A 25402-nucleotide genomic window follows, 5' to 3' on the forward strand; every position below is an offset into this window, starting at 1 on the left:
CTTCCAGCAATAAAAAAAATGAACAACAAGAGGATGAAATTAAAACAGAACGTTCGGTAAAACACAATCCAACTATTGTAAATGATCTTTCATCGTACTCTTCTATTTTCTTTGAGATCAAAAATCCCCTCTTCAGGTTTGTATCAGACATCTTAAAAGCTATCCATTTTCGTTCTCTTTCTCTTGATATGAGATATGGTTTTGATGATCCCGCATATACAGGCATTCTGTGTGGGTTTTTACATGCGGCTCTTGGAATAGTTAAGTGCAGTTGCCCTCAATGCAATTATCAGATTGTTCCCTGTTTTAATAATGAAATTTTAGAAATAGATGCCTCTGGAAGTTTTCATATCAGGCTGTACAGATTTATACCGGGTATACTACGGTTCATGTCCAGAAAGGTTGTGATCAAAAACCTGTGGATATCTTTGAGGAATAAATATTAACCCATTAAATGTGAAAATTTAAGCGGCATATTTATCATTCCACAGGACACATTATTTTGTAATGGACATTAAGGGATTTTATAAACAGAGTGTAAGACCCCTATGTCTTTAGCATCGCATTAAATCGGAGGTTTAATGGGAGTTTCCTTTCTTTAAAATGAAACATAGGGGATGTAAGCGTCCATTATCCCTGATTTTCGTATATATTCTAATGCCGTTTCCATGCTAATATTTTCAATGGTACTACAAAAATATCCATCATTCCATGCCACACCTTATTAACTTAAACTATAAATACAGTTAACTTTAATATATATTTGAATGTTAAGTGCCTACAAATATAGAATGTATCCTACAAAAGAGCAGGAAGAGAAGTTCTTTCAACACTTCGGTGCATGTAGATTCATCTATAATTGGGCTTTAGAACAGAAAACCAAATCCTATGAACAGGATGGAAAATCAATCTCAAGGTTTGACCTGAACAAAGGGATTACAATATTAAAGAGAGACGGAGAGCACGAATGGCTCAAAGACGTTAATTCTCAGTCATTGCAGGGTGCTACTCTCAATCTCGATAATGCCTTTACACGATTTTTCAGAGAGAAAAAGAGTTTTCCTAAGTTTATATCAAAGAAAAACCCAGTACAGGCATACAATGTTCCTCAGAATTACAATGTTGATTTTGAGAATAATAAGATATACCTTCCGAAAATAGGAAATGTTAAGACTATTTTACACCGCCACTATGGAGATGGAGACCTGAAAACCGCTACAGTATCACGCACATCTACCGGAAAATACTACATTAGTATTCTTGTAGATAATGGTCTGGAAACCCCGAAAAAATCGGATTTTTCACAAAACGATACTGTGGGTATAGATGTAGGTATCAAGGACTTTGCCATCACGTCAAATGGTAAGAAAATCGATAATCCAAGACACCTTAAAAACTCAATGAAGCGTCTTAAAGTTCTATCAAAACGCCTCTCTCGAAAACAGAATGGGTCAAAAAATAGAAAAAAAGCACGTCAAAAAATAGCCAAAATCCATGAAAAAATAAGCAACCAAAGACACGATTTCCAGCATAAGGTTTCGACAAAGCTCATTAGTGAGAACCAAGCAGTAGCATTAGAAACTCTTAATGTGTCCGGTATGCTCAAAAACCACAATCTTGCCCAACATATAGCCGATGCATCGTGGTCTTCTTTCGTATCTAAACTCGAATACAAAGCAGAATGGTACGGAAAAACAATTCTTCGTATCGGACAGTTTGAGCCAAGTACGAAAATCTGTAATGTATGCGGGTATCATAACAAAAACATTACACTTGCAGACCGTAAATGGCAATGTCCTGATTGTGGTACATCCCATGACAGAGATGTCAATGCTGCAATCAACATTAAGAAGTTTGCCTTAAATAAACAGAATTTGATAGGTATTTGAAGCACCGTAGGAACTACGGGGAGAGCCTGTGGACTTGTGAACATAAGTTCAAAGAATGAAACAGGAAGCACCATGCGTAAGCGTGGTGTAGTTCACAACAGAAGATATTCAGAGGTAGCTTATGATAAATTTACAGGAACTTGCAGATTCATGTATCGAATGTAACAAATGTCTTGATGTATGTCCCGTTACAAAAGTTATGGGTAATGATTCTTTCACACCCCGGGCTAAAATATCCCTGCTTGACCGTATTGAAGCAGGGAAAGAACTTACAGAAGACGAAATGAACAATGTGTATCTTTCGACACGTTGTGGGGCCTGTGATGATGTATGTCCCGTCGATATTCCCATCACCGATATAATTCAGAGGGAAAGACAACTGCTCGCAGAGCAGGGCAGGGAACCGGAGAAAACCGGAAAGATCTGTCAGAACATTCTTGTAAATAATGTGCCGGGACACATGAATGATTCCCATCGTTTTGACTGGGTAACCAATGACCTGGAAATCGCTGAAAAGTCAGAAATTGCTTACATGGGTGGCTGCTGGGTATCCTTTGCTCAGCCGGAGATTGCACGTTCAACGATACAATTACTGAATGCTGCAGATATCAGACCCATGTTACTTGAAGAGGAAAAATGCTGTGGCCTTTTCCTGATTGACAACGGCCATCTGGATGAAGCTGCAGAACATGCACGTAAATATGTGGATTACATCGAATCACAGGGAATAAAAAAACTGGTAGTCTCATGTCCGGGATGTTACGAGGTTATCGGGAAAGAGTATGCAAAACTAGGCAGAAAACCGGAATTCGAAGTGGTATTTTCTCTTGACCTCTTCAGTGAGCTTGTCAGTAAAGGCAGACTGCAGCCACGTAAGACCACGGGTACGGTTTCTCTGAGGGATGCATGTCCCATGAGGAAAGAAAAGAATGTTCCCAGACAATTGATTTCAGCGATGGGTTATTCCATAGAAGAACTGTTTGAAGGTACGGTTTGTTGTGGTGCCCCTGCCGGTGTCAAACCTAATTTCCCGGAAATATCCGGTAAAATAGCAAATCTAACCCTTGAAAATCTTCAGGAAGGCAATACACTGGTAAGTTACTGTCCCTTTTGCCAGTATCATCTGGAAAGTGTTTCAGGAGAGCTAAAACCAGCGATAAAAGACATCTCTACGTTACTTGCAGAACAAACACTTTAAAATCATTCAATCTGTAAGATTTTCAGCATATTGGTCCCTCCCGGTTTACCGGGAGACTGGCCTTCTGTGAAAACTATAAGATCACCAACCGATGCTATCTGATTTCCTTTCAGCAACGTAGAGGCAGTTTGTTCCCAGCTGCCACCTTTATTCGGGGAATATATAGGATAAACCCCATATGAAAGGGCAAGGGTTTCACATATTTCCTGTCTTCTACTCATAGCGAATATCCAGCAATCGGGTTTAAATCGGGAAATCCTGCGTGGAGTCTGGCCGGAAATGGTGGGTGTTACAGTGTGCTCTACTTTCAAACGTTTGATGGCCTGGTAAACCTGCAGGGCAATAACATCACTAACTGACATGGTAAGTTCATCGATGCCCTTTGTGAGCAATTCAGTTCCCCAGCCAGTTTCATTCCTCCATTTTTCGGTACTTGAAGCGATTCCAGTCATCATTAACACAGTTTCAATCGGGTATTTTCCGACTGCCGTTTCCCCGGATAACATCAGGGCATCTGTTCCGTCAAGTATTGCATTGGACACATCAGTGGCCTCTGCACGTGTCGGACGAATATTTTCTGTCATTGACTCAAGCATATGTGTTGCGGTAATGACAGGTTTACCCCGCAGATTTGCCTTATGTATAATCTCTTTTTGCAAAACCGGTACTTGCTGGATCGGGGTTTCCACTCCCAGATCCCCTCTTGCAAGCATTATGGCATCGGTATGCTCAAGAATATCATCTATGTTTTGTACAGCTTCTTCCCTTTCTATTTTTGCCACAACATAAATAGACTCACCATGCTGCTGGGCAAATTTCGCAACTTTTCAATATCAGATGCACTTTCTACAAACGAGAGACTGAATATGTTTATTCCTTCATCCAGGGCAAACTTCATGAATCTCAGGTCATCATCAGTAACAGCATCCAGAAAGATCCGGGAGCCTGGCAAATTCACTCCTTTGTGGGATGTGAGATAACCCCCGATTTCAACCTTGCATTCCACCCCTTTATCGGTATTACCCAGACATCTAAGCTGGATAAAACCATCATTGAGAAATACATTGCTTCCCGGGCTTACACTCTCATAAAGCCTTTTGTAATTTACCGGTATGATGTTTTTCCCACCTTCTATATCCAGAGGGGTAAGATAAACAGTATCTCCCTTTTCAAGAGTTAAAGGTTCATTTTCCAGGTCTCCAACCCTTATTCTGGGGCCCGGCAGGTCGGCAAGAATGGCCACAGTTACTCCCAGTTCAGTTGATAAACTACGGATCCTGTGAATAACTTCCCTGTGTTTTTCCAGATCACCATGAGAAAAATTAATCCTGGCTACATTCATCCCCTTAAGTATCAATTGCCTGAGTACGGGTTTAGGACTGGAAGCCGGGCCAATCGTGCATACAATTTTGGTACGGTGATCTGGTAATTTCATATTTATACTCGTGTGTTTGTAAGGAAGCCAATAATTACTCTTCTTCCTTTTTGGATGTGGTGCTCTTGCACCATTCTTTCATCTCGCGGTCAGCTTCTGTTGTTTCCTCTTCATCACCGCTTACAAGTTCACACCAGTCGTCTATTTCCTCTTCAGCAGTTTCCTCCGGCTCTTCTTCCTTTTTCTTAATCGATTTTGGTTCATTTGATGGTGTAGGCATATAATCACTCCCTTTGTGTCCTGTCCTTTTGTACAAGTATAGCATCCTCGATATTAAGGCGTGCAGTATACTCATCAATATCTATGATCGTGCTCTTTTTTATTTCTATTCTTTTGGAGTATAGGGGACAGTCAAGAACGAAACTTTCAAATTCTCCTCCTTCTCCGGCGACATTCAGCCCGATTTTATCGTTTAGTTTTACCAGTTCATCGATCTCTTTTTTGGTAATTTCCTTACCCAGCCACTTGCTGCTTAAACCATAAGCTGCGATGCTACTGAATAGAAAATGAAATTTTCCTTCCAGCAATTTGTGCATTTCTTCTTCCTGGTCCATATGCCAGAGGGGTGAATACACATGCATTCCGAGTTCTGAACAGATGCCTTCTATTCGCTCTTTCTGGTAAGTTGAATACAGGGCACCGGTTATAACTCCTTCGATACCATATTCTTTCTTTGCCTTCTCGATTGCTTTTTTCAAATCATCAAGCTCAACTTCCTTTTCCCCTGCTGTCTCCTGTTCAATAAGGGGGATTCCCATGGCTTCGGATTGCAGGGATGCCATATTGATGTTGGGTGTATGGAACATATAGGAATCCGGATTTTTGCTTTTTACTGTGATCAGGCATTTGATCGGATATCCTGCCTCTTCCATTTTGTACATCGCGAAGTGACAATCTTTTCCCGAACTGAACAGTACTCCAAGTTTTGGTTTGTAGTTTTTTTCCATGTTCTTCAGATAATCCGTTTTATTTTTATAACCAGCTCGTTTTGCAAGTTTTTCGATAGCCCTGTCAAACTTGCTCCCATACTGGGCAGCCTTTTTATTCCTGAGTGCAAACTCTGCAGGAATTCCGGCCCTTTCAGCCACCTGGCGCAGTATCATTTTATTGCCTTTTTCATTAAGCTTAAGGGTAGCAGGGATTCCCAGAGCGTATTCTGCAACATGCCTGTTCAGGAAAGGGGAGCGTAAGTCCAGCTCCAGTTCGGATGCAATCAATCCATCCCTGTAGGTATCTTCCACATGGATATTTAATGTATCTTTCAGGCATTCATTGTTCAGGTCAGTTGCTTTTTTGTGCCTGTTATAGCCACCGAACATTTCATCTGCCCCGCTACCCGTGAAAAGAACGTTGATCCTATCCTCTTTTGCTGCCCGGGCTGCTATATAGGTTGGCAGGGCAACCCCCACCATGGGTACACTTGTAGTTTCTATCAAGGGAACGATTTTTTTCAGGATTTCTTCTGTCTCCTCAAGAGATACTTCTATAACTTTCAGAGGCAACTCCAGCTTGTTTGCTATTTTTCGTGCATGCTGTACATCGGGTGCCTGGATTTCATTTTCAAGTCCTGCTACATAGCAACAGATATCTTGCTTGCTATATTTTTTACAAAGCATGCTTACAAGTGTGGAATCCACACCTCCGGAAAACAAAATTCCTATCCTAGAAGGGGGAAGACACCTGCTTACAGATTCCCCAAGCAGCCGATATAATTGTTCTATGATTTCCTCAGGTTGTTTTGTTGCAGGTTCAACAGATGGTTTTAGTTCATAGTTACTGTATGTATGTAATGTCCCCTCTTCTGTATCATAACTAAGGGTACTTCGAGGGTCAACTTTTTCAATATTATAGTAACCAGTCATTTCAAGATATTTCTTTTCGGATGCAACCGCAAAACCATCTTCTGTAGAATACCAGAGAGATTTCACTCCTAACACATCAGTTGCACAGGTAATCCAATGATTGCCTCTTGCTATGAAGGCAAGGCCACCAATTAAGTCTCTCTTAAAATCTTCGATATACAGTCCTGGATCTTGCATTTCCCCATTTTCATCTTTCAGGAGAGTGTCCAGTTTCTCTGCAAGAACATGTGATTTACTTTCACATAAACCACTATCTACAATCGTGATAGCTGATTTTTTATTTCCATTTGTATTGCATTTTCCCTGTATTTTAATTAATAAATGATTTGCAGTGGGCATTATAATTTCAGTTTGTCCTTTCCCGATTTTATTAATGATGTTATTTTTTGTTGCAATACTCATATGGGGGTTGAATATTGAAATTAGCTTTTGCATCATGTAAATTAATACCTGTCCGTTTATTATTCCTTGTCCCTGTAAATTGTAACTATTTTCATTGTTTATCGTGTTTTCAGTTTTGTATTTTGTTACATATCCAAACAGTTTCTTCTCCAATTATTTATATACTTCTTCTAACAAATGAAATCTACAGAGATAATAATAGCAATCAGATATGTTTGCAGAGTTTTGGTACTATAAATGTGATACCTGTGTGGGAGTGTTCAAAAATGGAATATATTATTTTTACAGATCTTGATGGTACGTTGATTGATCATGATACATATTCATACGAAGCTGCCCTTGATGCAATAAAATTGATTGATCAAAAGGATATTCCCCTTATTTTCTGTACCAGTAAAACCCGCGCTGAAATAGAGGATTATGTTAAGGAACTAAATATTCATCATCCTTTTATTTCTGAAAACGGGGGGGCGATCTTTATCCCCCGTGGCTATTTCAATATAGACTTTGAGTATACGAGTGAAAATGAGGATTATGAAATAATTGAACTTGGAACCCGGTATGAAGAGCTTCGCAGGGTACTTTCGATTATTCGAGATTGTACCTCTCTTCCAATTACTGGTTTTGGTGACCTGAACGCTGAAGAGGTAAGTGAGGATACGGGTCTTGGCATTGAATCTGCAACCCTTGCCAAAAAAAGGGAATATGATGAAGCCTTTAAAATGGGAGATGATTCAGGAACAGAACTGCTCAAAGAGCATATTCTTGCACAGGGGTTAAATTTCACCAGAGGCGGAAGATACTGGCATTTGATGGGCGATAATGACAAAGGAATGGCAGTTTCGATATTAACTGAATTATACAGGAAAATTCATCCCTCTGTGGTAAGTGTGGGATTGGGAGATAGCCAGAACGATCTGCTCATGTTACAGACGGTGGATGTGGCTTTCCTTGTCCAGAAACCAGATGGTAAACATGATCCGGCGATTAAGGATGATGATATAATCAGGGTTGAAGGGATAGGCCCTGTTGGATGGAACCGTGCAATTCTTAAATTAATCGGATCTAATGAGAACAGAGATACAGTTTGATCTTAAAATAAGGGGGAATTATTGTGATACGACTTGAAAATATGCTTCCCAAGGCTTTTCTTGTGGGCATTATAGAAATGGTGGATTTGGTAGGGCCGGAGAAGACTTACCACTGGATCGAATCCATTGGTTATAGGCTTGCTGAGATTGAAGGTCCAGGATTTGAGGGTGCACGGGATGACAATATAAACTATTTGCCTGTATGCCCATTTGGCAATGACTTTGTAGAGTTTATAGAAATATACGGGGAAAGGCCAGAAGAATACCAGAAACTAATCGATTTTGTCAAGGATCAGAAAGAGCAATCTGATGAAGGATGGAATTATCCTGCGCTTTCCAGTGCTTTGGGGATATTGCATCACAGCTACAGTAAAAAACGTGCTGAACTGGCAGGTGCCAAACTCCTTAATCTGGGTAGCAAATCACCTGTAAGTGAAACAAAAGAATATAATGAGCAGGCTATTGCAAGGTCCGGTATCTCAAAGGATGAAGTTTCCGGCTATCTTGATAAATCGTTTTCCGTATTTAAAATCGAATATCCTGAAGAGGAGTGATCCTATTGAATTATCTGGAAGCTCACAGGCTTTATGAAAACAGTGTCAAGATTCTCAGTGAAAATCAGCATGAAAAGGGTGGATTTTATGCAAGTCCTCCCGGTACAAGATATCCTTTCATTTATCCCAGGGATCATTCGATGGATATCCTTGGTGCAATAGATGCTGACCTTATGGACCAGGCTCGCAAAGGGCTCGAATTTATGTTGAATGCGCAAAAGCCTCTGGGTGAGTTTTCCCAGCGGTATGATATAGACGGCAATGATGCAAGTTACAAGGATTTGCAGATAGACGGAAACGGTCTTATCCTTTATGCACTGGGGAAGTATTTTGAGGCCACAGGTGGCTCATTTTTTGATAAGATGGCTGATAAGAAGTTCATCGAAGAATACTGGCCTGTTGTCGAAAAAGCAGTTGGTTTTATTCTGATGAATAAAAATGAAGAAGTTGACCTTATTCATACAGTTAACAGTATTCATGAATATCCGGCTTATGAGCATGGTTTTGAGATTTATGCCAACTGTGCATGCTGTGCGGGTGTATTGGAAGCTGTGAAGATGGGCGAGGCACTGGGCAAGGACGTCTCAAATTGGAAGGAAGAAGGAGGAAAGGTCAGGAATGCCATCATGACACGTCTCTACAGTCCACGCAGACGTTCATTTATAAAATGTATCCGTGTGAAGGATAAGAGCAGTAATCCAATAGGTTATGATGCATTTGCATCCAGTGTTATTGATGTGGATGCTGTGGAATATGCACCTGCTTATTTCGGCCTTCTCCCGGATTCAGATGTCAAGATAAAGTCTACTGTAAAACGAATTCATGATAATTTATGGGATAAGGAAATTGGCGGCCTGAACCGTTACCCTGAACACTGGGATCGGAATAATGGTGGCTATGGTCCATGGTGCCACTTTACCTGTGAACTTGCAAACCATTTCATAAATATTGATGAAAAAGAAATGGCTGAAATGTACCTGGAATGGGTTGTTGATATGGCTCATGAGTACCAGTTGCCTGAACATATATCAACCATAGAACGGTTTGAGATGTGGCTGGAGGATTATACCAATGCCAAAATTCTCAGGGACAGCAAGATGAAGATGATAGAACACGTCCGTGCTCATCCCAAGTGGAATGATGGCCTTGCGTATGTCACCATTCCACTGATCTGGCCTCATGCCGAATATATCCGGACCTATAAAAATTACATGAATAAGTACGGCTGATTTTTTTATTTTCTGGCAATTTGCTGCGAAGCCGCAATTTATCGGCCCGCAGCAATTGCATGCACAGTACGTCCTTTTCAATTCTATGATATCATTTTTCCGGGAAGAATTCAATAGCCTGGGCAAGTTCCCTGTGATTTTTGGAGTAATCCGTGATATCAATTTCCTGCAGATAGGCATCACATGCCTGTACCAGTGCTTTGGCTCCTGAGCGGGTTCCTTCCGGATGGGCATGTACTCCTGAGCCCATGGTCGTGATGAAATCAACATTACCCATTACATCGATGAAGGGCTTCAGCCTGACGGGGTTCAATCCTCCGGAAACAATGGGACAACATTTTTTCATGCCTCTCCAGCTATCTTTTTCCAGTATGACATGATGGGCTATGTCTTCATTCACAAGCTCTATAGCATCCTTATCCGTTTCCATGATCTTGGCCCAGCTCTGGTCGAAGAAATGACCGTGTGAACTCAGGTACTGAATACCGTGGGCTGCAACTACATCTTCCTCAGGAGTTCCTTTCATTTTTCCGACTCCTGCGGTACCTGTATGGATGCCGGAGGCGCCTGCCAGACGTGCGAATTTAGACAGTACAAGCACGAAAAACCAATTGGATTTTCCGGGCGTGTGAAGGCGCCGTGGGCTGCCCTGTGGAAATGCAGGAAAACATCGGGATACCTCCTCCTGATGGTCTGAACAGCCATCCATCCGGCTGTTATACCGTCGATGAGGAAAGCATAACTTCCGGGCTCAAATCCTGCATTCCTGATCATTTCGCAGCGCTCTATCATGGTGTCAAAGTCCGGTGCAGAGACATTGAATGAATGCACCTTTTTCTTCCCGGTTTCCTTTACTGCTTTGTCCATGGCTTCTTGAACGTGCTTTACCATCTTGTCGTAGGGACAGAAGTCCTGGTTTGCCTGTGGTTCATCATTCTTGACAAAATCCCCGCCACCTGCCCAGAAGTCATAGCAGACTTCGGCATATTCAGCAGAGGTCAACCCCATCTTGGGTTTCACGATGGTACCGAGAATTGGCCTGTCGTAAACTCCAAGGTAACTGCGCATGTCATCGACTGTGAAACCGGGCCCGTCATATTGTTCAAGCATTGAGGGAGGGAACCAGACATCCAGCAGTTTAAGGGCAGATATCTCTTTCATTCCAAGGACGTTTCCCACGATGTAGGTCAGGATGTTCTGTACATTGCCTCCCCGGTCAAAAAGTCTCCAGGGATAGGCTATCCACACAAGTTCCCTTTCCAGATCCATCTGGTAGACCAGGGCATTCATGACCTTTGAGAACTTCGTCTCGGTATTTACCCTGAAATTCGTACCCGTTGATGATTCCGCTGCGATTTCAGCTGCTGCCTGTAGCATATTCATTTCCCCTCCGGGAACTAGCCTGAAAACCGTAAGCAGGTATTCACCGTTGGTCGGGTCGGGCAATTCGAGATTTACATAACCTTGCTGTTTGGGATTTAATGACTGGACTAAATCTTCAATAGTTGAGCTCATGATAAGAATAACAGTTTGTAATGTATTTTAGTTTTTGGAAAGATTGCATTTGAACAACAAGTAAAACTTGTTTCATGCTAAAATTTTAGCATCATCCCATTGTTTCCCAGACTGTGGCCATTACAACTCCAAACACTGGATAACTGATCAAACCTGTAAGCACATTTGAGATGTAAAAACCGGCAGGGTAAAGCATAGAGATGTAAATAACAAAAAGGCCTGGAATAGTATAGATCAATACAACCATCAGGCCGAAGGTAATTCCCCTTTTAGTTGTTGGTTCCTCAAGAACCGGATTGATAATATCAAAGAGAATCGCTGCGGCAAAGGTGAAAACAAAGGGATAGGCAAAAAACAGCATCATCAGAGGATCATCTGCAGGACGCATTCCGCCGACCTCCAACATATTGAATGGTGCGATTGCATTAACAAGTATCTGAAACACAAAACCTGCGACGGTAAGGATTAATCCTCCGGCAAATGCTGAAACTATGATCTTCTTCCAGTTCATTTGTTATCCCTTGTATTCGAATGAAATCTATGTAAAATAATTTGCAATATAATGGTATAAAATTGTTGCTTTTTTGTCACGAAATCAGAAGCGTGTTCAATCTCTAAGTCTTTTTAACTCCAGAAACGCTTTGTCTTAGCGTAGTTGCGTTCGGCTTCCATGATATCCCTATAGAACCCTTCCTCATCCACCTGCATCTTCTGGATAATACGGGTGGCGGTTTCAGGACCAACCCCCCGGCTTGCCAGGGCCACAACCGCAGTCCTTCCCTGTGTCATTACGATGTTAGCATTGCGAAATACTTTCTGGATTCGTTTTTGGTCCTCTTTTGAATCCATTCGATCTTTTTTCTTAACCAGTTTTATCTCTTCTTCCTCCCAGGGTTTCAGGGCAGCTATCATTTTGGATTCACAAATCGGACACACAATGTTCTCAGGCACATTTTTCACTTTTCGGCGGGATACCCATTTAGTACAGTGCACACAGAACAGGATTACCCTGTCATTTTCAATACGGTTTTTCAGTGCTGTTATAATCGAACCTTCAGCTCTTTCCGGTGCTATCAGATCTTTTTTCGCATCGAACCCCGCTCCACCCAGAGGCGATGGAGGACCTGTTGAGATGTTGATTTCTCCCTGCTGCACCTTTTCCAGTATTTCCTTTGTGCGACTTACATCCAGCATATTGTGGAAAATCTCTCTTAATACCTCATCATACATAGCCGAGTTTTCGTAAATGTCGATAAGTTTTTTCATGCTGATCTTTTCGTAGTCCACTTCTTTGCTGATGGCACCGAATTTGCGGGCTACCTGTACCATTTTCCATTTCAAAAGGGAGGTATTTTTCAGTGTCATCTCCAAAATAGGTTCCACATGCTCGGGAAGTGTATCGGCTATCATGGAACGTATCTGTTCGGCACGGAAACTTACCGGCAGGGCGAGTTTAATGCGATAGGGATCTGTCTCCTGTCCCACACTGCTGCCAAAACGGGCCGCAAGCAGGGCTGTCAGTACCTTGCCCAGGGTCTCGTTGGTATTGTGCCCGAAACAGGCATTGATAACCATTCCATCTTCCTGCTTCTCGATAATGACCTGCCGGTCATGTGGCATTGGGCATTCCTGATCCACATGTTTTTTGATTAGCCGGAAAAACCCATCTGCTGAATATTTGTCCACAGGATAGCGTTCCATCAATGTATTGATGATTTCCTTCTCTTCTGCACCTGTTGCAATAAGGTCTGCAGTTTCCCGGCGTAATTTCCCGACTTCCTGTGCCACCTCGAAGGGAACGGGTATTTCCTCCCCGACCCAGCTGGGGATCTCCCCCATACTTCTCACCGGTTCAACCTTTATGCGCCCTCTTTCAGGGTCGAGTTCCAGTACTCTCCACACCTCTCCACGGGTTATGAAAATAGCCCCGGGATTGGCAAAGTTTACCACAAAGGCCTCATCCAGTGTTCCGACAGCCTTGCCGGTAACGATATCATAAACCTCGAACTTTCTCTCATCCGGGATCATGGAAAGGTTCTGGTAGTAATACTGCCAGCTCCTTTTGCGCCGACTGATGATACTGGAACCTTTATTCCGCCACACAAGCCTGTTGTATGTTACCTGTTCCACGATCTTTTCCAGTGCCTGCAGGCTTAAATCTTTGAAAGGGTAGGTTCGCCTGAGAATGGAAAGTATACGGGGAATCTCTATATCCCCGAAGTCCAGCACGATACCTGAAAGCTGGTTGGCGATTACATCCAGGGCCCCGCTCTGGGGAGAAATATCCTCCACCTTACCTTCCCTGGCGGCTCCAACGATGGCCATACTTTCGGCGATATCATCAAATTCCAGTGCAATTATCGTTCCTTCCGAAATTTCATGAATACGATGTCCCGCTCTGCCAACTCTTTGCAGCAGCCGGGCAACCTGTCTGGGCGAGCCATACTGTATTACATGATCCACGCTGCCAATATCGATTCCCAATTCCATTGAGGATGTACAGATAAGCCCTCGCAAATCCCCGTTCTTGAAATTTTCTTCTGCTTCCAGGCGGACTTCATAGGACAGGGAACCATGGTGTACCCCGATGGGCAGGTCCAGCATCCTGAAACCCGATGCGAGCACTTCGCCACTTTGACGTGTGTTGACAAAAATCAGGGTGGATTTTTTCTGCATTACAATATCCTGAATGCAACGCAGATGCGTGGCCAGTTCCGCAGAACATCCTATCTTACGTGCTGTTTTGAGATCTTCATCCTCCATGTGAGGGGTTACCACATTGAACTTGAGCAGGCTGAGCATCTCCACTTTTACTACCTGCATGTCCCTTTCTGCCCCTGCAAGGAAAGCTGCCACAACATCGGGATTGCCGACAGTTGCAGAAAGGCCTATTCTTTGGAATTCGCCTGATAATTCTACCAGCCTTTCCAGTCCAATAGCCAGCTGTGCTCCTCTTTTGGATTCGGCAAGTTCGTGGATCTCATCCACCACGATAAAACTCACATCTTTCAGGTTTTTGCGCAGCCTTTTACCTGTAAACATTGCCTGCAGGGTTTCAGGAGTCGTAATTAATAAGTCCGGAGGGTTTTTTGATTGTTTCTGGCGCTCATACTGGCTGGTATCCCCGTGTCTCACCATGACCTTTATATCTAGTTCCTGGCCCCACCATTGTATGCGGTGCAGCATGTCACGGTTCAGAGCCCTCAGGGGTGTTATGTAGAGAGCAGAAATGCCTTTCCTTTCCTCTGGGTTTTTGGAAAGGATGTGATCAAAAAGAGGCAGGATTGCAGACTCAGTCTTTCCCGAACCGGTGGGTGCAATAAGCAGGACGTTCTTGCCTTCCAGAATGGGTGGAATGGACTCTTGCTGGGGTTGGGTGGGTGTATGGAATTGCTGTTTTGCAAGGGCTTTTCTGATATGAGGGTGCAACTGGCCAAATACCGTATCCATCATCGCCCTCGCCTCCTTTTGCCTGTGCGCTTTTTTGTAATACTGAGTTTTTTTATATCCTTTAGTTTACCCATGTACATTCCATCAAGCAGGTAGATATCCGCATTTGATACATCAATGGAACCCGAAGAGAATGCAGGTCCAAGCAGGTCATCAAGAATAGCTTCGTTAAAAGCTACCCCTCCACAAAGTTCATTGAAAGCAGGAATAACTACAACATCAGGTTGTGTATCACTCTCCGGCATTTCAACACCGATCTTTTCAAAATGGTTGTTTAGTTTTTCATGATTTAATTTAGTTCTAACCCACACCTGTTCGGATGAGGAATATCCCAGGCTGTCGGTGATTCGCAGGGTCGGATGATTGTGGGCTACAATTAAATGTTGTGCTGTGATGAGTTTTGGATCGGGCCATGTATGGCCGTGGAAGTATCCAACCTCCTCAATTATGTCACCTCTGGAAGGGTGGAGGTGAATACTTTGTTTTTTGGCAGCAGGAATTCAATTCCACCGTCATGATTGCCCGGGAAAATATCGATTTCTGCGTGCAGGGCGAGTTCTCGAGAAACATGGGTATTTCATCTCGCTCCTGCCATGAAATTTGGGGGACATTGTGCTTTATATCACCCAGCAACACTATCCTGTCGGGTTCGGTCTGCTCGATATAACCTTCTATCTTTTTGAGTCTTCTTTCAAGACCACTGGGAACCAGGAAACCACTGTTGTAGAGGTCCCATTCGATACCTATATGGAGGTCTGAAAGTACAAGGGTGCGGGATTGGCCCTTTACCAGCAGGGCAGGTTCATCCAATAGAGGCTCGATGTCAATTGTCATTTATTATTTTCCCGGACGCTTCTTTTTTCAAGTTCATCAAGTCTGTCCGATAGGCCCTGCAATTTACTGTCAATACCTTTGATGTCTTCATGTACTTCTATCACACGGTTATACATCGGACTGCGTGCATCCTTTACTGCCTGCTCCTGGGAGAATTTTTGTTTACTGGGAATGATATAAACATAGGCAAACCACATACCTGTGAAAGCCACGAGAAACAGGGCTATTACAAAGAATAAATAGTGAGGAAAGAGAGTGCGTATGAAAGAATCCCCCTCGCTGTAATATTGTAATCTGGTGATCATCAGGAAGTTCATCAAGGAGAATAGGAACATTGTTTCTCCTACAAGTACAAGTAATCCGCCCAATTTTGTGGACATGCTTTTTTGTTGTGGTAATATTTTATCGAACATAATCCATTTCTCCCTTAGTAATAATGATGCCTTTTATATGATTATTTTTTCAGAAAGTAGAAACCTGACTATTATCATTTTTCCTGATTGTATATTTGACTATTGAGCATAATATTGTACCGAATTGATAGACCTTATCATTGATTCACTTATTATCCAAAGGCACCAATCTTTGGTTATGAGAAAGAAAATAATTGTTATCAACTGGTAGAATCCAGAATAGAGGAAGAACTTGGCAGGGCCCCTGAAACATATGGACTGGCTGCATATGATGCTCTCTGGCTGGCTACATTCGTGGATCTAGATTGCAGTGCCTGAGAATGATGAAAGCATAAAACTGGCAATGAATACCCTTTTTCGATACTTACTTTGGTGTCACCGGCTGGACAAAACTCGATGAAAATGGTGACAGGGTACACTGGGATTACGACATCTGGACAATCAGTGAAAACGATGGAAATTACGAATGGAAACGTGATGCTAGGTATCACGTTGACCCCGGAGAAGAAGGTGAATTGATGTACGTTGAATAAAAGTGGTGTCTCTCACCACACATTTTCTTTTTTACATTTCTATAAAATTGTTTTCTCCCATTTCTAATTTGTCGAAAACCTTATATTTTATTGTGGTCCACTTAGGTGAATATCTTTTATGGGCCCGTAGTCTAGCCGGTTATGACGTCGCCTTCACACGGCGGAGATCCTGGATTCGAATTCCAGCGGGCCCATTGAATTCTCAATACTCCCTTTCCCCAAATATAGCCGAACCCACACGTACCATTGTAGCTCCTTCCTCGATGGCTACCATGTAGTCATTGGACATTCCCATTGACAATTCCTGAATATCGATATTGCCGCGGTTTTCCTGTTTCATTTCATCAAAACGGGCTTTCATCTTTTGGAAATAGGGACGGGTTTGTTCGGCAGGGACAAAAGGAGGGATGCACATCAGGCCTTCCACGCGGATATTTTGAAGGGAGCGGATTTCGTTTATCACTTCTTTGATACTGTCCAGCCTGAAACCATTTTTCTGTGGCTCATTGCCTATGTTTACCTGAAGGAAGACCCTTTGTACCTTATCGATATCCCCGGCTCTACCATCAATATTATTTACTACTTTCAGGGAGTCGACTGACTGGATAACATCAAAAAACTCAACAGCCTTTTTGACTTTATTTGTCTGCAGGTGACCTATCAAATGTGTCTCACAGGGCAGGATTTCCTCGCGTTTATCTTCATATTCCTGAACCCGGTTCTCTCCGATTATGGCAGCCCCGGCCTGGATGGCTTCGTTTATCCTTTCAGGTTCAATAGTCTTGGTGACACAAATTAGTGTCCTGTCACCGATTTCCTCGAAAATTTTCTTGATATTCTCATCGACTGGCATTGATGTCCCCGTGATGCTTTATTCAAAATTTGGTCTATTTAAATCATTCTGATTGTGAATTTTATTTTCATTTTCCTTATATTTCTCTTCAATTCCATCGAGGTTTGGGACTGAATAAGTATAGAAAGCATCCGTGGCAGATGCCGTTAACCTGAATTTGCTTATGATTTCGCAACCTTCAACCCCAATTATCCTATAAACCTGCCGCAAAGTTAGGGAGTGAATGGAAGGCTTTTTGCAGTACATTAGTCACTGCCCGGCCCCTGATGCGGTGAGCTATTAAATAGATCAAAAATTGCTGAATCTTTCATATGTAGCAATAAGAACAATCAATAAAATTTTTATACTCTACTTCTTCTTTTTGAAAGTACTTTGATAAACCCACAGGAAAAATTATCATTCATTAGTACCAACATATTTTCGGCATATAATTATCAGACTTGCAGCTATTGACAATTTGAGGAGGAGATGTTTGCCTCTTATGCAAGGGAAATTTTACGGAGGAAGGCAATGAAGGATGCATTAAAAAAACTGAGAGAAACAAAACCATTGGTTCATCATATTACCAACTGGGTTACAATTTATGACTGTGCAAATATAACAAGGGCTTTTGGTGCTCTTCCCGTAATGGCTCATGCTGTAGAAGAATGTGCTGATATGACCAAGATTTCCTCTGCCCTTGTACTTAATATCGGAACCCTGACGTCTGAACTTATTGAATCCATGATAATTTCCGCAAAGGCTGCAAACGAAAAACAAATTCCTGTGGTACTCGATATAGTAGGGGTAGGGGCAACCCAATTCAGAAACCAAATGACTGCAAAGATCCTTGATAGTGCTCATGTTGATATCATTAAAGGTAACTATTCTGAGATTGCAAAACTGGCAGGTGAAAATGCCCGTACAAAAGGAGTTGAAGCAACTTCTATCAATGCTGATCCCTTCTGGCTTGCAAAGAATTTGGCCATCTCAAGATCATGTACTGTTGTGATGACCGGCAGAGAAGATATAGTCAGTGATGGTTCAAGGATATTTTCCATTAAAAATGGTCATGCAGAAATGGGTTCAATTGTGGGCACCGGTTGCATGGCTGCTTCAATAATTGGTTCATTTGCAGCCCGGAACGATGATTTCGTTGATGCAGCAATAGATGCTTTGTCTTTCTTTGGGGTTGCCGGGGAACTTGCGGCGGCTAAGTCAACCGGCAGCGGTAGTTTCAAGATGCATTTATATGATGAAGTATCCGGGCTTACTGATGAAAAAGCGGAACCTATGACTAATGTTGAGAGTATTGAAGGCTGAATTATAGATTTATGAGGATTCCATTTATGCCATTCTGGAAATCTTTGCTTAATGATATCGATTTCTATCTTGTGACAGATTCCGGCTTATCCAGGAAAGGTACATTGTCCGATGTGAAATGTGCAGTTGCGGCCGGGTGTAAGATTGTTCAGTATCGTGAGAAAGACAAGACTACAAAAGAGATGATCGAAGAGGCTATCCTGATCAGGAGAATATGTGGGGATAATGCCATCTTTCTGGTAAATGACCGTATCGATGTAGCCCTGGCTGCAGGAGCTGATGGAGTGCATATCGGACAGGACGATATGCCGATTGATCTGGCACGAAATATTCTGGGTGAAAATAAGATAATCGGCCTTACAGTCCATGATACAGATGAAGCAATCGAGGCAGAAAGATAGGGGGCTGATTACGTAGGTTTCAGTCCTGTTTTTGACACTACTACCAAAAAAGATGCAGGTATGGGTGTTGGACCTGAAAGGATTCAGGCGATGAAAACTATAATTGATATTCCGATTGTTGCCATAGGAGGCATCAATAAAGACAACTGTGTTTCAGTTGTTGAAAACGGGGCCGATAGTCTGGTTGCTATTTCAGCAATCGTTTGCAGTGATAATGTCAGGAGAGAAACAGAGGATTTCATTGCAACTATCCGCAAAATAAAGCAAAATCCCCTAAACAGAGTTAATGTAAAGGGAAAATGAAATTGGATTATATGGAATCCTCAAAGGCATATTTTGCGAATAATAGAGCACCTTGTTCATCTATCCAGTAACATCCTTCTTTCAATTGGATAATGGGCTGTAGCTGCGTTTATAAGTTCTTCGGCTGTACTTTCTTTAAAAGAGTGGACTTCAACCCGTACACCAATAGCTTTCAGGTGGTTTATCAGATCGACAAAATCGCCATCTCCACTAACAAGCACAATGGTATCTACTTTGGGTGCAATTGAAATCGCATCAATTGCGATCCCCATGTCCCAATCTCCTTTGGTGGAACCATCAGGTCTTACCTTCAGGGCCTTGCTTTTTATTTCCCATCCAATTGAACCAATAAAACTCTTAAAACCTGACTGGTCGATATCCGGTGCTTCGACAAGATAGGCTATTGCCCTTGTCAATTTTCTTTCCATTACGACAGCACGTAAAAGTTTTTCGTAATCAAGTCTTCCGTAATGGATATTTCTGGCAGAATAAAACATATTCTGCACGTCTACAAAAACCGCTAATTTTTGGCTGCTAAACATGGATTACCTATAATATTTTATGTCTAATTATTTATTATCTTTCATTCTGTTTTGGAGTAATATTTTTACTGTTTTTTATGTTTCATAATATAAAAAACAAAGGTTCAAATTTATTTGTTGTGTACCATTGGTTATTACCTGTAGTTCTGAAGATTTATACATATAGACGACTGTATAATAGATTAAGGATAAAACATGTTGAATACAAGTCTTAATTGGGGTAAAGGTATGCATATTGTAACTATTCAGCCTGCCAGAATCGGCATGAGATATGTACTGGAAGGTTCACTTTTTACAGTATTACTGATTACAATAGCCAAGTATTTTTTTGCCTTTTACCTATCTTATGGCAATATAACCACAGTTTACGGAGCCATAGGTTCCATAATTGGATTTTTGCTCTGGGTATATTTTTCATTCATAGCAGTGACCTTTGTAGCGGAGATGACCAATGTACGCTCAAAGAGTGCCAACAGTAACAAATCTGCTTAAAAAAAGAGATAGCAAGATGCTTGCTATCTGAAAATCAGATGTAATCATACTTTTTCAGGATATTTTGCAAATCCATTATCAGGTCACCGCTTTTTTTGGCATCTTCTATTTCCTGAAGTAACAGCTGTATCAATTTATCCGCATCCTGGCATTTTTTGTAATACTCGGGATCCAGAAGGACGTCTTCAGGAATTTTTTTGCTTTTAACTACCCTGTGCAAATCATTTGTGTATATTATAGTCTGGTCGCAATAAATTCTTAAGAATCGTGCATTGCTTCCTTCTACTTTTTTATATATTGTCCTGATCTTGCCAGAAGCCAGGTATTTACCCTCTTTTACTTTTATCCATACCATGTTGATGAACCCTGAACGGTACACATAATTTCAACTAAATATAGTTTTTTAAGAATCATTAATAATGAAAAATGGCTTTTTGGCAGCTCCTTTACAGTGCAAATTAGGAATCTTCTGCGGTATCACTGAAAAGCTGGAATATAAAATATGAAGGTGACAAAGATACTTACACATTCTCATCTTTTACGCTGGAAGCAGGGGATATAGTTACTTTATACACAGAGGAAATCACCGATTCTACTATAAAACTATACTGTGGTAGCGGAAGAACGATTTGGAATAAAGATGAAGATACTGCAAGTCTTTATGTTATTTATGGAAAAATTATGGATGTAATTTAGTTATATCTTGAATTAAGTCGAAAAGCCATAAATTATGAAACAAATTATTACTCACACAGTTAATTTATATTTATTACAATACTATTCCTTCTTCTTATTATAAATTAGAAAAATATTTATACTCGTTTTTCATTTTAAACATATATGGAACAAAAGGAAAAAAAAGCAGATGAGTCATATTGCAGTAGTTGTGGAGAAATTATAAAAACGGAAGCAGAAATTTGTCCACATTGTGGAGTTAGACAAAAAAAGTCCTCATCATTACACGGAGAAAAAAATAAAATTGTTGCTGCTTTATTAGCTATTTTATTAGGAGGAATAGGTGCACACAAATTTTATTTAGGCAAAATTGTTGAGGGATTATTGTACCTATGTTTGTGCTGGACGTTCATCCCTGCTCTTGTTGGTCTCATCGAAGGACTGATATACTTATCGAAATCAGATGAAGATTTTGAAGAACAATACGGATGAGTAACAATATTTGTTTTTAGTTGCATGCAAAAAAAATCATATATTCTGAGATGAAAGAAGGAGTCAAATTAACATCAAAATATATTTTATCCCATCATCAGCCCCATGAATACTATAAATGTTATCATTGTTCGTTTTTTGGGCGCCATGTTTTTTTTTNGTGCAAAAAAAAAAAAAAAAAAAAATCATATATTCTGAGATGAAAGAAGGAGTCAAATTAACATCAAAATATATTTTATCCCATCATCAGCCCCATGAATACTATAAATGTTATCATTGTTCGTTTTTTGGGCGCCATGTTTTTTTTTGCTCAAGGTGTTTAGGTATCTATATGGGAATTCTTCTTGGTTTTATTCTATTTCCTTTTAATTTGTTTACACAAAAGGAGTATTACTTAATTATATCTATATTTCCTATGTTCACACTAATTGATTGGTCGATTTCAGCGTTTAAATTGCATAAGAGCCATAACTTTATTCGCACCTTTTTTGGAATCTTGCTAGGAATTGCATATATACTAGCACTAATTATTTTTTTTCAAACATTTCTAAATTTTAAGTTAATATTAATAGGGACAATATATGCAATACTTTCAATCTTTTTAATACATGCAAAATGTTCCATCTTTTTTGGGAAGACTTAAAAAATGGCTTTTCAGAAATCCTCATTTGAATAAGTAATAAAACTAAAATGTACTTGTTAATATCATGACAATTCGAAATGTTATTTTTTAGTTGCACTATGCACACTGGTGATAATTGGGCTGCATTTTATGGATCAGTTCCCAATCTTAAATTAAATTATTTTTTTAAAAGCATGCTTAAAGGGCTCCTTCTTGGCATGTTTCTGTGCGAATCCCTTTCATTATTAAAAACCCCGAAGCCAATATCAATATCGCACATATATGAAATGGTGTCCCGAATGATACATAGCCGGCCAGTATTCCCCCGGCGATGATGAAACCTATCCCAAAAGCAAACCCCCTCAGGCTTGAGTATATTCCGATTGCCCGGCCCCTCATAGATGAGGTGGAAAGATGGGTGACCATTGCTACAATCGCAGGAACTGTAGCTCCAATGGCAATTCCCTGTATAACACGCAGCACTGTCAGGCTCTCAAGTGAGGAAGTATATGGATAGGATAAACATAGAAGGGTGTAAATGACATATCCCACAACAAGAAAATCCTTTCTTCTGTTGAGGCGGTCACTCAAGCGGCCCATAAGAGGCTGGGATAATGAATTTGCAATTCCAAAAGCTGCAGTTGCAATTCCCGCTTTCAGTACTGCAGGCATCTCTGCTATTATTCCTGCATCAAGCCTGGCCGCATATAGAGGTATAAAAAACAGTAGCATACCTGTTGCCAGATCTTTGAATATCTTGGAAAAAGACAGGATGTAGAGTTGTCTGTCAATGGAGTGCTGGTTTTCTTTCATGACATGATCCGGATATCTTTGTGTGTTATCATTAAAGGGAGGATATCTTTATAGATTTCCAGAGTAGGAAATGCTTATTTTACAGCAGATTGGATGAAGTCTGCAGGGGATTTACACATAGATTACCTGATTGGATAAGGAGTGCCCAAAGAATAGGTTCACAGGCTGCCATCATGTAATGCTCTGTAACACTTTTCTCCTTTCTTATTTGATTTATATAACTGAATCCATAAAAGAAAATTACCAGTATCATTATACCGTTAAATTTGCAAATTTCACATGGTAAATCTTTATAAATATTGAATCCAATCAAAAACGAAAGGGTGATCCTCCGATGAAATACTGGCAGCCAGAATATGAAACCATGAAAAAAGATGAAATGCGCCAATTACAGTTAAAACGACTAAAAAAAACGGCTGCAAGCGTCTATGAAAACGTTCCATTCTACAATGACAAATTTAAAGCACTTGATGTCTCCCCTGAAAATATCAATTCAGTTGATGATATCACAAATCTTCCCATCACAAAAAAACCCGATCTCCGTGCCAACTATCCTTTCGGACTTTTCGCAACTCATAAAAAAGATGTAGTCCGTATTCATGCCTCTTCAGGAACCAGTGGAAAACCCACGGTTGTCGGATATACAGAAAATGATATTCGTACATGGGCAGACATGATGGCTCGTGATCTTAACATGACAGGAATTGGACCGGATGATGTTTTCCAGAACTCCCTGAATTATGGACTTTTCACCGGCGGGCTTGGCTTCCATAACGGTGCTGAAAGGCTTGGTGCAATGACCGTTCCTGCGGGCACCGGCAATACCGCCAGGCAACTTGAAATGATGCAGGACTTTGGAGTAACTGTAATTAATTGTACTCCTTCTTATGCCCTCTATCTTGCTGAAACTGCAGAAGAGATGGATATTCTGGATAAACTTTCATTACGTATAGGCACCTTTGGAGGAGAACCCTGGTCATCCAACACACGAAAAGATATTGAGAATGTCTTTGGAATGAAGGCTTATGATTCCTATGGCCTATCTGAACTTATCGGTCCAGGGGTTGCTTTTGAATGTGAAGAGCAGGATGGGTTGCATATATGGGATGATCATTTCCTTGTAGAGGTACTGGATTCTAATGGCGAACAGGTGGCTGAGGGGGAAAAAGGTGAACTTGTCCTGACATCCCTCACCAAGGAAGCTTTTCCTGTCATACGTTATCATACAGGTGACATTACCCGGTTGCTTGAATCCGAATGTGCATGCGGGAGAACCAGCACTAGAATATCCCGAATAATGGGCCGGGCAGATGATATGTTAATCGTACGCGGGATCAATATATTCCCATCCCAGATTGAGGATGTGCTTGTGGGTATCAATGAGATTACCGATCAGTTCCAGATACTGCTCAAACGTAATGCACATAAGATGGATGAAATTACTGTCAGGGTGGAACTTTCCGACAATGCTTTTACAGGGGAACTGAAAGATCTGGCTGCTGTTAAAAAACATGTCGAAAATGAACTTAAAAGTGTACTGAATATACGCACCAATGTTGATCTTGTGGAAAAAGGTACTATTCCCCGCACCACCGGAAAAGCAAAACGCGTAATCGATCATCGTGAAGCACTCTAAAGGGAAGTGTAAATATATGCCACATGTAATGGAATTGTTGGGAAAGACCCGGATTGTTGTAAGAGATGGCAAAGTCATCGAGGTTGGGGAGCCTACCGTGAAATGGTGTCCCATTTTTGATAAGGTGCGTGGAATTAAGGAAATTACTCCAGAAGCTGCGCGGGAAAATATGGAATTTCGGATAAAGGATTTTGGTCTTTTCACACCCGAAAGGAAACTGGAGCAGGATGTTTTCGTAGGCTTCGGTGCTTCTGAAGTCATGATGACCGGTCTGAATCGGGATATGCTTGATACTACCGTCACCGTGTGCGATGGAGCGGGTACTGTGATCACAAACAACCCTAAACTTGTACAGGGAATGGGTGCCCGTATCTCAGGACTGATTGAAACAGAACCCATAGATGCTGTAATTAATGGTATAGCAGAAAAGGGTGGAATTGTACTGGATCCATCAACTGCTGAAATAAACCCCGAAGGCGGTGTAATCAAAGCAGCTAAACTGGGATACAGGAGAATTGCAGTCACTGTGGTCCATTCCGAAAATGCAGCACGCCTGAGACAAATTGAAGCTGACGAAGAATTGGACCTGCTAATCGTTGCGGCACATACCACAGGTCTGGGAAAGGAGGAAGCAATGGAACTTTTCCAGCATGTGGACATTACTACAGGGTGTGCTTCCCGCCAGATACGGGAATTAATAAAACCCCTTGCACAGGTAGGTACGGCAGTACCACTTTTTGCATTAACACAAAAGGGTAAGGAAATGCTGCTCGAAAGGGCAAAGGAAGTGGAATCCCCTGTCCTAATAAATACAATGCCCCTGCCGGTGTTACCTGAACATAAACAGCCCCGGGAACTTGTCTGAA

Annotated in this window: 24 protein-coding genes, 1 tRNA gene and 4 pseudogenes; 15 read left to right on the forward strand and 14 right to left on the reverse strand. The window is 41.3% G+C overall.

The window, feature by feature from the left end; all coding sequences use genetic code 11:
- Positions 1 to 188 precede the first annotated feature (188 nt).
- The 3 genes from C9889_RS11375 (at position 189) to C9889_RS01420 (ending at position 3087) form a co-directional block, all read left to right on the forward strand.
- Positions 189 to 446: a DUF2953 domain-containing protein gene (locus C9889_RS11375; RefSeq protein WP_164999245.1), complete on the forward strand. Its 258-nt coding sequence runs from the start codon at positions 189 to 191 to the stop codon at positions 444 to 446.
- Positions 447 to 767: 321 nt separating this feature from the next.
- The gene (gene tnpB, locus C9889_RS01415; RefSeq protein WP_129596627.1) at positions 768 to 1889 is read left to right on the forward strand and encodes an IS200/IS605 family element RNA-guided endonuclease TnpB; all 1122 of its coding nucleotides are present in this window, start codon (positions 768 to 770) and stop codon (positions 1887 to 1889) included.
- Positions 1890 to 2010: 121 nt separating this feature from the next.
- The gene (locus tag C9889_RS01420) at positions 2011 to 3087 is read left to right on the forward strand and encodes a (Fe-S)-binding protein (protein ID WP_129596629.1); all 1077 of its coding nucleotides are present in this window, start codon (positions 2011 to 2013) and stop codon (positions 3085 to 3087) included.
- Between the two features lie 2 nt (positions 3088 to 3089).
- Here the strand turns inward: C9889_RS01420 and C9889_RS11380 are convergent, their stop codons facing one another.
- The 4 genes and pseudogenes from C9889_RS11380 to C9889_RS01435 all read right to left on the reverse strand — a co-directional run bounded on the left by C9889_RS11380 (position 3090) and on the right by C9889_RS01435 (position 6786).
- Positions 3090 to 3593 (reverse strand): pyruvate kinase alpha/beta domain-containing protein, encoded by a 504-nt coding sequence (locus C9889_RS11380; RefSeq protein ID WP_394342242.1) that lies wholly within the window; start codon positions 3591 to 3593, stop codon positions 3090 to 3092.
- Between the two features lie 12 nt (positions 3594 to 3605).
- Positions 3606 to 4522: pseudogene (pyk, locus tag C9889_RS10960) on the reverse strand (pyruvate kinase); the annotation flags it as partial.
- A 34-nt stretch (positions 4523 to 4556) separates the two neighbouring features.
- Positions 4557 to 4742, reverse strand: a complete 186-nt coding sequence (locus C9889_RS01430) for a hypothetical protein (RefSeq protein WP_072357808.1) — start codon at positions 4740 to 4742, stop codon at positions 4557 to 4559.
- Between the two features lie 4 nt (positions 4743 to 4746).
- Positions 4747 to 6786: a diphthine--ammonia ligase gene (locus C9889_RS01435; RefSeq protein ID WP_225419933.1), complete on the reverse strand. Its 2040-nt coding sequence runs from the start codon at positions 6784 to 6786 to the stop codon at positions 4747 to 4749.
- Between the two features lie 266 nt (positions 6787 to 7052).
- Between C9889_RS01435 and mpgP the strand changes: the two genes are divergently transcribed.
- Genes mpgP through C9889_RS01450 form a run of 3 tightly spaced genes read left to right on the forward strand, consistent with a single transcriptional unit; the run spans position 7053 to position 9660 of the window.
- On the forward strand, positions 7053 to 7877 hold the full coding sequence (gene mpgP, locus C9889_RS01440; RefSeq protein WP_129596633.1) for a mannosyl-3-phosphoglycerate phosphatase: 825 nt from the start codon (positions 7053 to 7055) through the stop codon (positions 7875 to 7877).
- A gap of 23 nt (positions 7878 to 7900) precedes the next feature.
- Positions 7901 to 8431, forward strand: a complete 531-nt coding sequence (locus tag C9889_RS01445) for a hypothetical protein (RefSeq protein ID WP_129596635.1) — start codon at positions 7901 to 7903, stop codon at positions 8429 to 8431.
- On the forward strand, positions 8428 to 9660 hold the full coding sequence (locus C9889_RS01450; RefSeq protein ID WP_225419934.1) for a glycoside hydrolase family 15 protein: 1233 nt from the start codon (positions 8428 to 8430) through the stop codon (positions 9658 to 9660). Before C9889_RS01445 ends, C9889_RS01450 begins: the two co-directional genes overlap by 4 nt.
- A gap of 91 nt (positions 9661 to 9751) precedes the next feature.
- Here C9889_RS01450 and C9889_RS01455 read toward each other — a convergent pair.
- From C9889_RS01455 to C9889_RS01475, 6 genes and pseudogenes are all read right to left on the reverse strand, one after another.
- Positions 9752 to 11175 (reverse strand): annotated as a pseudogene (locus C9889_RS01455) (ribulose-bisphosphate carboxylase).
- Between the two features lie 91 nt (positions 11176 to 11266).
- Positions 11267 to 11686 (reverse strand): hypothetical protein, encoded by a 420-nt coding sequence (locus tag C9889_RS01460; protein ID WP_129596639.1) that lies wholly within the window; start codon positions 11684 to 11686, stop codon positions 11267 to 11269.
- A gap of 113 nt (positions 11687 to 11799) precedes the next feature.
- Positions 11800 to 14625 carry a DEAD/DEAH box helicase gene (locus C9889_RS01465; protein ID WP_129599352.1) on the reverse strand — a complete coding sequence of 942 codons (2826 nt, stop codon included), beginning with the start codon at positions 14623 to 14625 and terminating at the stop codon, positions 11800 to 11802.
- Complete coding sequence (locus C9889_RS10965) at positions 14625 to 14870, reverse strand: hypothetical protein (RefSeq protein ID WP_318531470.1); 246 nt, start codon at positions 14868 to 14870, stop codon at positions 14625 to 14627. The genes C9889_RS01465 and C9889_RS10965 overlap by 1 nt, the downstream gene beginning before the upstream one ends.
- A 205-nt stretch (positions 14871 to 15075) precedes the next feature.
- Positions 15076 to 15459 (reverse strand): hypothetical protein, encoded by a 384-nt coding sequence (locus tag C9889_RS10970; protein ID WP_318531471.1) that lies wholly within the window; start codon positions 15457 to 15459, stop codon positions 15076 to 15078.
- On the reverse strand, positions 15456 to 15872 hold the full coding sequence (locus C9889_RS01475; RefSeq protein WP_129596641.1) for a hypothetical protein: 417 nt from the start codon (positions 15870 to 15872) through the stop codon (positions 15456 to 15458). Before C9889_RS01475 ends, C9889_RS10970 begins: the two co-directional genes overlap by 4 nt.
- 653 nt (positions 15873 to 16525) lie before the next feature.
- Here C9889_RS01475 and C9889_RS01485 point away from each other — a divergent pair.
- Positions 16526 to 16599: transfer RNA gene (locus tag C9889_RS01485), tRNA-Val, on the forward strand.
- 8 nt (positions 16600 to 16607) lie between these two features.
- On the opposite strand, the gene C9889_RS01490 is transcribed toward C9889_RS01485, so the two are convergent.
- Positions 16608 to 17258: a YggS family pyridoxal phosphate-dependent enzyme gene (locus tag C9889_RS01490; protein ID WP_129596643.1), complete on the reverse strand. Its 651-nt coding sequence runs from the start codon at positions 17256 to 17258 to the stop codon at positions 16608 to 16610.
- 510 nt (positions 17259 to 17768) lie between these two features.
- Between C9889_RS01490 and thiM the strand changes: the two genes are divergently transcribed.
- Both thiM and thiE read left to right on the forward strand, forming a co-directional pair.
- A complete protein-coding gene (thiM, locus tag C9889_RS01495; protein WP_129596645.1) occupies positions 17769 to 18560 on the forward strand; it encodes a hydroxyethylthiazole kinase in 792 nt (263 codons plus the stop codon).
- A gap of 26 nt (positions 18561 to 18586) precedes the next feature.
- A pseudogene (gene thiE / locus C9889_RS01500) lies at positions 18587 to 19264 on the forward strand (thiamine phosphate synthase).
- A 56-nt stretch (positions 19265 to 19320) separates the two neighbouring features.
- Here thiE and C9889_RS01505 read toward each other — a convergent pair.
- Positions 19321 to 19806 carry a LabA-like NYN domain-containing protein gene (locus tag C9889_RS01505; protein ID WP_129596647.1) on the reverse strand — a complete coding sequence of 162 codons (486 nt, stop codon included), beginning with the start codon at positions 19804 to 19806 and terminating at the stop codon, positions 19321 to 19323.
- A gap of 228 nt (positions 19807 to 20034) precedes the next feature.
- Between C9889_RS01505 and C9889_RS01510 the strand changes: the two genes are divergently transcribed.
- Positions 20035 to 20298, forward strand: coding sequence for a YhjD/YihY/BrkB family envelope integrity protein (locus C9889_RS01510; RefSeq protein WP_164999247.1), 264 nt, complete (start codon positions 20035 to 20037; stop codon positions 20296 to 20298).
- A 34-nt stretch (positions 20299 to 20332) separates the two neighbouring features.
- On the opposite strand, the gene C9889_RS01515 is transcribed toward C9889_RS01510, so the two are convergent.
- A complete protein-coding gene (locus C9889_RS01515) occupies positions 20333 to 20653 on the reverse strand; it encodes a hypothetical protein (RefSeq protein WP_129596652.1) in 321 nt (106 codons plus the stop codon).
- Positions 20654 to 20775: 122 nt separating this feature from the next.
- Here C9889_RS01515 and C9889_RS11385 point away from each other — a divergent pair.
- The 3 genes and pseudogenes from C9889_RS11385 to C9889_RS11390 form a co-directional block, all read left to right on the forward strand.
- Positions 20776 to 20994 (forward strand): annotated as a pseudogene (locus C9889_RS11385) (MBL fold metallo-hydrolase); the annotation flags it as partial.
- A gap of 144 nt (positions 20995 to 21138) precedes the next feature.
- The gene (locus tag C9889_RS01525; protein WP_129596654.1) at positions 21139 to 21465 is read left to right on the forward strand and encodes an NINE protein; all 327 of its coding nucleotides are present in this window, start codon (positions 21139 to 21141) and stop codon (positions 21463 to 21465) included.
- 199 nt (positions 21466 to 21664) lie between these two features.
- Positions 21665 to 22108, forward strand: coding sequence for a DUF2085 domain-containing protein (locus C9889_RS11390; protein WP_164999248.1), 444 nt, complete (start codon positions 21665 to 21667; stop codon positions 22106 to 22108).
- Between the two features lie 177 nt (positions 22109 to 22285).
- On the opposite strand, the gene C9889_RS01535 is transcribed toward C9889_RS11390, so the two are convergent.
- Positions 22286 to 22900 carry an MFS transporter gene (locus C9889_RS01535; RefSeq protein ID WP_225419935.1) on the reverse strand — a complete coding sequence of 205 codons (615 nt, stop codon included), beginning with the start codon at positions 22898 to 22900 and terminating at the stop codon, positions 22286 to 22288.
- Positions 22901 to 23234: 334 nt separating this feature from the next.
- Here C9889_RS01535 and C9889_RS01540 point away from each other — a divergent pair, with 334 nt between their 5' ends.
- Both C9889_RS01540 and C9889_RS01545 read left to right on the forward strand, forming a co-directional pair.
- On the forward strand, positions 23235 to 24536 hold the full coding sequence (locus C9889_RS01540) for a phenylacetate--CoA ligase family protein (protein ID WP_129596659.1): 1302 nt from the start codon (positions 23235 to 23237) through the stop codon (positions 24534 to 24536).
- Positions 24537 to 24552: 16 nt separating this feature from the next.
- Positions 24553 to 25401, forward strand: coding sequence for a methanogenesis marker 8 protein (locus C9889_RS01545; protein ID WP_129596661.1), 849 nt, complete (start codon positions 24553 to 24555; stop codon positions 25399 to 25401).
- Position 25402 lies beyond the last annotated feature (1 nt).

Origin of the sequence: Methanohalophilus profundi (genome assembly GCF_004137855.1) — an archaeon.
In the GTDB taxonomy this organism is placed as follows: domain Archaea; phylum Halobacteriota; class Methanosarcinia; order Methanosarcinales; family Methanosarcinaceae; genus Methanohalophilus; species Methanohalophilus profundi.